A 7,324-nucleotide genomic window follows, 5' to 3' on the forward strand; every position below is an offset into this window, starting at 1 on the left:
CTTATGGCTCCAGCAATCGATAGTGCATACCACGCACCACTGCTTCCACGCGGTTACGTGCGCCCAGCTTGCGGGCGGCTGAATTCAGATGCAGGTTTACCGTGGCGGTTGAACGGTTAAGTGCCGCGGCGATCCGTTTGGACGTCAGGCCTTTGGCCGAATATTGCAGGCATTCGCGCTCGCGACGGGTCAGCGCGATGTGGTGACAGCGGCGTTCCTGCGGATCCAGCAACTCCTGCGCACGCGACTGGAAGGCATGCGCCAGCAACAGGAAGGGCAGCAACTGCGCTTCGGCCAAACGCGGCGCTTGTGCCGCCGCGGCATCGATCGCGCCGCTGAAGGTGGCGAATGCGCCACCAGGCAAATGCAGCGGCACGGTGACACCGGTGCCCATGCCGCTATCGCATAGATACCGGGTCACTTGCCGGTGCTGACCGCCCACATATTCCACACCCGGGCAATGGCCGTCGGTGCGGTACGACCATACGAACGGCGTGGTACGTCGCGTTGCACGCTGCTGAACAGGGTCATGTTGGTAGTACCCGTGCTCGCACCACACATGCTGCATATCGCCCGGCGCATTGCGCTGCATGAACACCGTCGGCGTGATCAGCGCCCCCTCCAGACTCAGGGGCACCGGCGCGTAGTCGTAAACCAGCGACTGGAAGCCGAGCGCACAGACATCGCCAAATACCCGGTCCAGGCAGCTATCGAGCGTCCGCAACGCCTGCAGATCGCGGCCCAGGCTGGCCAGAATGTCGAACATGGTGATCCTTCGGTACCGGTGGTTGCCAGCAGATGACATCCAGCATGGAAAACCTAGCACTTTTGCCAATGGATGGGCTTGCCGGCCACATTATCGTCACAATGCCGGTCATATGGCGGCAGCATGGCACCGGCGTTCAGGTCGTCCAGGCGCTTGCGCTGCGTGCCGGCATTCCTTTCAGCGGACACCTGCATGATCGACACTCCACGCCGCGACGATGCGGCCACGCTGGAACGCTTCGGCTACGCACAGGAGCTCAAGCGGCAGCTCACGCTCAAGGATCTGTTGATCTACGGGCTGGTGTGCATGGTGCCCACGGCGCCGTTCTCGATCTTCGGCGGCGTCTTCGACATCAGTGCCGGGATGGTGCCGCTGACCTACCTGGTCGGCTTCGTGGCGATGCTGTTCACCGCACTGAGCTACCAGCAGATGTCGCAGGCATTTCCGGTGGCGGGTTCGGTGTATGCCTATGTCGGGCGCGGGCTGAGCAGCGGCATGGGCTTTCTGGCCGGCTGGGCGATTCTGCTCGACTACCTGCTGGTGCCGACCCTGCTGTATGTGGTCGGCGCCAATGCGATGCATACCGTGTTGCCGGCGGTACCCCAGTCGGCGTGGATTGCATTCTTCGTGGTGCTCAACACGGTGGTGAACCTGCGTGGCATCGAAACCACCGCACGCGCCAATCGCTTTTTCCTGCTTGCGCAGTTGCTGGTATTGGCGGTGTTCGTGGTGCTGGCGACGCTGGCGATCCAGCGCGGCGTCAATGGGGCGCACTGGAGCTGGCGCCCGCTGTATAACCCACAAGCGTTTTCTCCGCAGTTGATCTTCAGCGCGTTGTCGGTGGCGGTGGTGTCGTTCCTCGGCTTCGATGCAATCTCCACCATGTCCGAGGAAGCGCGCGGTGGCAACCGTGTGGTGGGACGTGCAACCTTGCTGGCATTGCTGATCGTGGCAGGGCTGTTCGTCTTGCAAACCTGGCTGGCGGCATTGCTGCAGCCCACCCTGCAGCGCTACCCAAGCGCGCAGGCATCCAACGATGCGTTCTTCGAGATCGGGCGATTGATCGCCGGGCCATGGCTGCAGATCGTCATTGCGCTCACCGTGGCGATCAGCGCGGCAATCGCCAATTCATTGGTTGCACAGGCGGCCACCTCGCGGCTGTTGTTCGCCATGGCGCGCGACCGGCAGTTGCCGGGCTTTCTGCGCTACATCCACCCACGCACCGGCGTGCCGCAGCGCGCGATCCTGCTGGTGGCGGGCCTGAGTCTGGTACTGGGCGAAGTCTTCGTCGGGCAGATCGCGCTGCTGTCGTCGCTGTGCAACGTCGGCGCACTGACCGCCTTCGTGCTGCTGCATATCGCAGTGCTGTGGCACTTCCGCACCCAGGGCCGGCATGTGCTGCATGGCGCGGTGCCCTTGATCGGGATCGTCATCCTGGCCTACGTGCTGCTCAATGCCGATCTGCATGCACAACTGGGCGGCGCTGCGTGGATGGCGGTGGGGCTGGCGGTACTGGCGTTTTTGAAACTCAGCGGACGCTCCACCGAATTCCGCGCCAGCGACGCGCTGGAATAGCCGCCACAGCAGCACCGTCTGTTGTGCCGGCTTACTCCTGGCCCACCGGTGCCGCGGTGCGCGACGGGTCAAATTCGTGCTGGGCAACCTCAAACACGTCATCAGCGTGGTGCATCACGCCATCAATGCGGATACGCAGGGCTCTAGTTGCAGAAATGGACGATCGCTCAACCATCGATCCGTTTTCGCGAGATGCTGCCGCGACTTGCCACGGGCATGTTGCAGTCCAAGCACTGCCTGGCGCCGGTTTGACGTGCAGCGAGCGATCTTCATGGCCAGGGGTCAGGATTGATAACGCTTTAGAAAATCCCTCTTGGCTTAGAAAATTTATTCGCCATTGATTGCCGGCTACTTAATCCGGCCGGCTATTGGCCGGCGGCTCGCGGTACGGCAGCAACGAGGCGAACAGTCGCCTGCGGGAAAGACGCCGGTCTCCGGATGTCCCTTGTGGCACTTCCATGGGAGAAAAGATGCGCTGCAGATCGGCCGGCTCGATCTTGGACAGGAAATAAGGTCGCCACAACGTCAATTCGTGATTGTCCGCCAGGTTGACAGTGCTGGCCGGGCCGTCCGTCACGGTGATGAACTGAGCGAAGCGATCACCGCTGGTGCTGCCGGCGCGCTCGTCAGCAGCCCCGGGGTGATCCCAGTGAGGGTGATGCATGAAAAAGGGCACCGACTGGATCGGATCCAGAGCGCGCGTAAACTGGCGCAGCGTGAATCGCAGCTCGCTGTACTTCGATCTCAAGCTTTGCATATAGTGTTTGTCGGCGCCGGCTGGCCCGAGCCGCGGCGGATTGAATGAATAAATGCTGATCTTGCCCGGGGCTCCGGCCGCGCGCAGAAAGTGCGTGATGTCGAAACCGGCGACCGTGGCCACTGCTGCGCCCAGACTGTGTCCCGTCAATGACATCGACACGCCTTGCCGCTCTCCCGCGCGCGATTCGTGTAGCGTTTCAGCACGTCCTTCATGACGGTTCCGTCGGCGCGCGGCAACTGAGCTTCGGACTGCCACCATTCCTGCCAGCCCGCTCCAACCTTGCCCAAGGTCGGAAGGCGCTCGTCGAAGACGTTGACGTGTACCTGCGCGATCTGGCTTTTCATGTCGCATAACAGGTCGTCGGTCGCATCCAGGCATGTACCGGAAAAACCCAGCACCACGACAATCACGTCGTCGGTCTCTCGCTCCCATAGTTTCAACCGCCGCGTGGACATCGGCACATTGAGATGCAACCCATCGATGTCAGCCACCGTCGCCGGATCGCCCTTGTAGGATTCGCCTGCGCATGCGCGCATGCTTTCGAGTACGGTGCGGCAGCGCATTTCCCATTGCGGATCCTGTCCGTGTGGCTGCGCCGATGCATGATCCACTTGGGCAATCGCGCTGACGAGATCGCATACCTGGGTATCTACCTGCGGCAGACGCATGCCAGATGACCGCGACGCATCTGCCGCGATTGATTGTGTCACTTTGCGTACGCGTTTGACCGGCGCAGCGCTGAGACCGGGAAACGCATTGGCGCTCTCGCGCACGTGCCAGGGGAAAGCGGTAGCGGAGACAGGCACGCAGCTATCGCTCTCGCGCGATTGCGCGTGCGGCAGACTTGGAAAAGAAGTTGAAGTGGGTCGCATGCGACATATTCCACGTGAGTGCGCAGAGATTCTGGTGATATCCCCGCCTGGCAAGCAGCCAGAGATGTCGTCCACCGCCGTGAAAACGAACGGAGGGTTCACTGGCTCCACCATCGCTGTGCATCCCTCCAGGCCGGGGTGAGGTCTCCCAAAGCCCTAGGAGCGCTGATCGCCACCACGAAGATCACGTGGATTGAAGACACCAAGCTGCCACTGCGCAGCAGGATGCTGGACTTGCACCTGCTGACCAGAACCAACATGGCCGCCCTGGGAGCTACCGCGACGTCCGGGCCGACGACACGACGGCCCAATGGTTGGCAGACTCTTGCGAGCTTTGTATTGAGAACGACTTTCCATTCACGAAAGAGATTTTCAGCACATATTCATCTTTGAACTTCCGCTAGGCTCGTTCGGCGCCAACGATGGCGCCCGCTTGTTGCAGCCCCCGCTGCAGCCTGACGATCCCTGACGAGAAGGACTACCCATGAATCGCAAGAACGCGATGTATCTGGCGTTGTTTTCCGCTATTTCCGGCACCGCAGCGGCCGCTCCACCGACCGAGATGGATGCAGCGCCGGTCACCACCGCGCCGCAGGCGGCCAAGCTTGGTGCGGCAACGTTGCAATCGGCGAGTTTACGCGGCGGCGTTCTGCCCACGCGCGTGGTGCAACTTGCCGCACCCACCAGTGCCGAGATCGGCCGTGTGCGCGAGCGTCGCATTGCGCAGGTCAAGCAGGGGCAGCCGTTGCAGATCGGTTTTTCGCGTGCAGTCGCACAGCCGACGGTGAACCTGTCCAAGCTCGATTGGCAGATGGCTCCCGATGGCTCGCGCGTGGCCAGCCTCAAAGTCAGCTCCGCACAGGCGGCATCGTTGCGTGCATCGCTGATCCTGCGTGGCGCCGGTGCAACGCCTGGCGACCCGTCCAAGGCGACGCTGCGCTTTGCCGGCAACGATGGTCGCGTGTTCGAGCAATCCGGCGCCAGCTTTGCTGCCAGCGGCAACGACATCGGGTGGTCGCCGACGGTGAGTGGCGAGGACCTGCTGGTCGAACTGTCGCTGCCGGCCGGGCTGTATCCGGAGAACTTCAGCCTCAGCATCCCGCAGCTGTCGCATCTGGATATCAGCCCCACTGCCAGCCCGCGCGACATGATGACCATTGCCATCGGCGAAAGCGATTCCTGTCAGAACGATATCGTCTGCCGTGCCAAACCCCACGACCGGCTTTACCAGCGCCGCAAAGGCAGTGGCGCGCATGGTGTTCACCACCAGCCAGGGCTCGTTCCTGGGCACCGGCACCCTGCTCAACAATACCAATTCGCCCAAACGCAACCTGTTCTGGACTGCGGCGCATTGCATCAGCACGCAGACCGTGGCCAACACGCTGCAGACATACTGGTTCTACGATGCGGCCAGCTGCAATGGCAGTACGGTCAGCTCGCAGGCAACCACACTGACGGGCGGCGCATTCCTGCGGCATGCCAACACCACGCGCGACACCGCATTGCTGGAGCTGAAGACCGCACCGCCAAGCGGCGCATTCTACGCAGCGTGGAATAGCGCGGCGATCGGTTCTACCGGTACTTCGATTGTCGGCATCCATCACCCATCGGGCGACGTCAAGAAGTATTCGCTGGGTACGGTGAATGCGCTGAGCAGCTCCATCGATGGCAAGAGCCCTCTCTATCGTGTGGTCTGGAACGACGGTGTCACCGAAGGCGGCTCGTCCGGCTCGGGCCTGTTCACCATCGCCAGCGGTGGCGCCTACCAGCTGCGTGGCGGCCTGTATGGCGGCTATTCGTTCTGCAGCGCGCAGACCGATCCGGATTACTACTCGCGCTTCTCGGACGTGTATTCCACCATTTCTACCTACTTCGGCCAGTAAGCGGCCAAGCCGCGTGGCAGGCGATGTTGCGCCTGCCACGCTTGATCGCGCTTGGTCCGGCAATCCGTTTGCCGGGCGAGGCGTCTACGGTTCAGCGATGGGTGCATGCGCTGCCCCTAACGCTGCAATGTCCGCACGCCTTCGAATGACACCACCATCTTCTGGCCACGTACTCATGGCAATGGCGTGATGCGCTCGCGCGAGGCATCGCTCCACAGCTGCTTATTTTGCAGCCTCGCCCAACAAGCGCGTCGGTGCGTTGCCGCCACGGTGCGTGTACAAGACTCACTTCGGCAAATCGGGCAATGCGAGATTGGCTTCGGCTGCACCAACGCTGCGCTACCGGCGGCGAGCGACGCAATGATGCAGACTGATTGGGTCTTTTCCTTCACAACGGCCGCCCATGGTTCGCATACATACCCCACTGTGGGTTATCACCCTTGCTGCCTTGGCGCTGCAAACCCCTGCCCTGGCGGCCGGCAAGCCGGCCGATCGCGAGGACATCAAGGCTTACGCACTGCAGCGATGCCTGGATGACAACTACACGCATAGCGGCAAGTACGCACCCGATCAGCTGCGCGACCGCTCGTATCTGCTGACTACCTATGCGATGGACAACGCCAAGGCCGGCGCAACCGACCGCCTGCATCGTTTTGTCGACGCCAACACGGCGGGTTTGGACAAGCGCGAAGTCCCGATGAAGGACGAAGCGCGCCGTGGCCCCTTCAATCGCATCTTCGCCCAATGCATGGCGTTCTATCGTTCGCAGGCCTTGGATCAATTCATTGCGCGCGAATTCTGAGAATGGCAGCAGGAGCTGCGAAAAAACAGCGTATGGGCCGCTGTTTCGGACCGCTGCCAGCGACGCCTGCCGTATTGTGTATCCAGCACGCAGAATTGCGTCGACACTCAACCCACGCACATCGACACGAGCCGCAATGACCGCATCTCATCCCTCCCGTTCCCGTCGCACGCTGCTACGCACTGCATTAGCTGCGAGTGCGCTGACTGCGGTGGGGCAGCTCGGCGCTGCGGCACGTCCCCCGGCACGACAAACATCTTCCCAGCCCGGCCCCGCGCCGACTGCACCCTTTCCGACCAAGGGCAGCGTGCTGGTGCTGCTGGGCACCAAGGGTGGCCCGACACCCTCGCCATTGCGGGCGGCGGCCGCCAATGCCTTGGTCATCGACGGGCAACCGTATCTCGTCGATTGCGGCAACGGCGTGGCGCAGCAACTAGGGCCTGTTAACACTAATGGCCCGAGCGATTAAACTATTGGGCATGGAGATCACGCCAGCACAATTTTCTCTGATCGAACACTGCCTGCCGGCGCAGCGCGGCAATGTCAGCATGACCAACCTGCAAGTGGTCAACGCCATCCTTTACGTTGCCGAGCATGGCTGCAAATGGCGCGGCCTACCCAAGCGCTTTGGCAACTGGCATACGGTCTACACACGCATGAACCGTT

The 7,324-nt window shown here is 62.0% G+C and carries 5 protein-coding genes and 3 pseudogenes; 5 read left to right on the forward strand and 3 right to left on the reverse strand.

The genetic code is table 11. From position 1 onward, the window contains the following. Position 1 precedes the first annotated feature (1 nt). A complete protein-coding gene (locus F7R02_RS15305) occupies positions 2 to 766 on the reverse strand; it encodes a LuxR family transcriptional regulator (protein ID WP_003491035.1) in 765 nt (254 codons plus the stop codon). A 53-nt stretch (positions 767 to 819) separates the two neighbouring features. Next, positions 820 to 960 (reverse strand): hypothetical protein, encoded by a 141-nt coding sequence (locus F7R02_RS26400; RefSeq protein ID WP_016850087.1) that lies wholly within the window; start codon positions 958 to 960, stop codon positions 820 to 822. Here F7R02_RS26400 and F7R02_RS15310 point away from each other — a divergent pair. Continuing rightward, positions 959 to 2,341 (forward strand): APC family permease, encoded by a 1,383-nt coding sequence (locus F7R02_RS15310; protein WP_078590110.1) that lies wholly within the window; start codon positions 959 to 961, stop codon positions 2,339 to 2,341. The genes F7R02_RS26400 and F7R02_RS15310 overlap by 2 nt on opposite strands. Positions 2,342 to 2,693: 352 nt before the next feature. On the opposite strand, the pseudogene xopAP reads toward F7R02_RS15310, so the two are convergent. Next, positions 2,694 to 3,973 (reverse strand): annotated as a pseudogene (gene xopAP, locus F7R02_RS15320) (XopAP family type III secretion system effector). Between the two features lie 484 nt (positions 3,974 to 4,457). On the opposite strand from xopAP, the pseudogene F7R02_RS15330 reads away from it, so the two are divergent. From F7R02_RS15330 to F7R02_RS15345, 4 genes and pseudogenes are all read left to right on the forward strand, one after another. Next, positions 4,458 to 5,856: pseudogene (locus tag F7R02_RS15330) on the forward strand (trypsin-like serine peptidase). Between the two features lie 403 nt (positions 5,857 to 6,259). Next, positions 6,260 to 6,658, forward strand: coding sequence for a hypothetical protein (locus F7R02_RS15335; RefSeq protein ID WP_011051961.1), 399 nt, complete (start codon positions 6,260 to 6,262; stop codon positions 6,656 to 6,658). 136 nt (positions 6,659 to 6,794) lie between these two features. Continuing rightward, positions 6,795 to 7,118 (forward strand): annotated as a pseudogene (locus F7R02_RS15340) (MBL fold metallo-hydrolase); the annotation flags it as partial. Positions 7,119 to 7,137: 19 nt separating this feature from the next. Then, positions 7,138 to 7,324 (forward strand): transposase (locus tag F7R02_RS15345; RefSeq protein WP_151210039.1); only part of this gene is annotated, 187 nt, incomplete at its 3' end.

Source organism: Xanthomonas cissicola (assembly GCF_008801575.1).
GTDB classification, from domain to species: domain Bacteria; phylum Pseudomonadota; class Gammaproteobacteria; order Xanthomonadales; family Xanthomonadaceae; genus Xanthomonas; species Xanthomonas cissicola.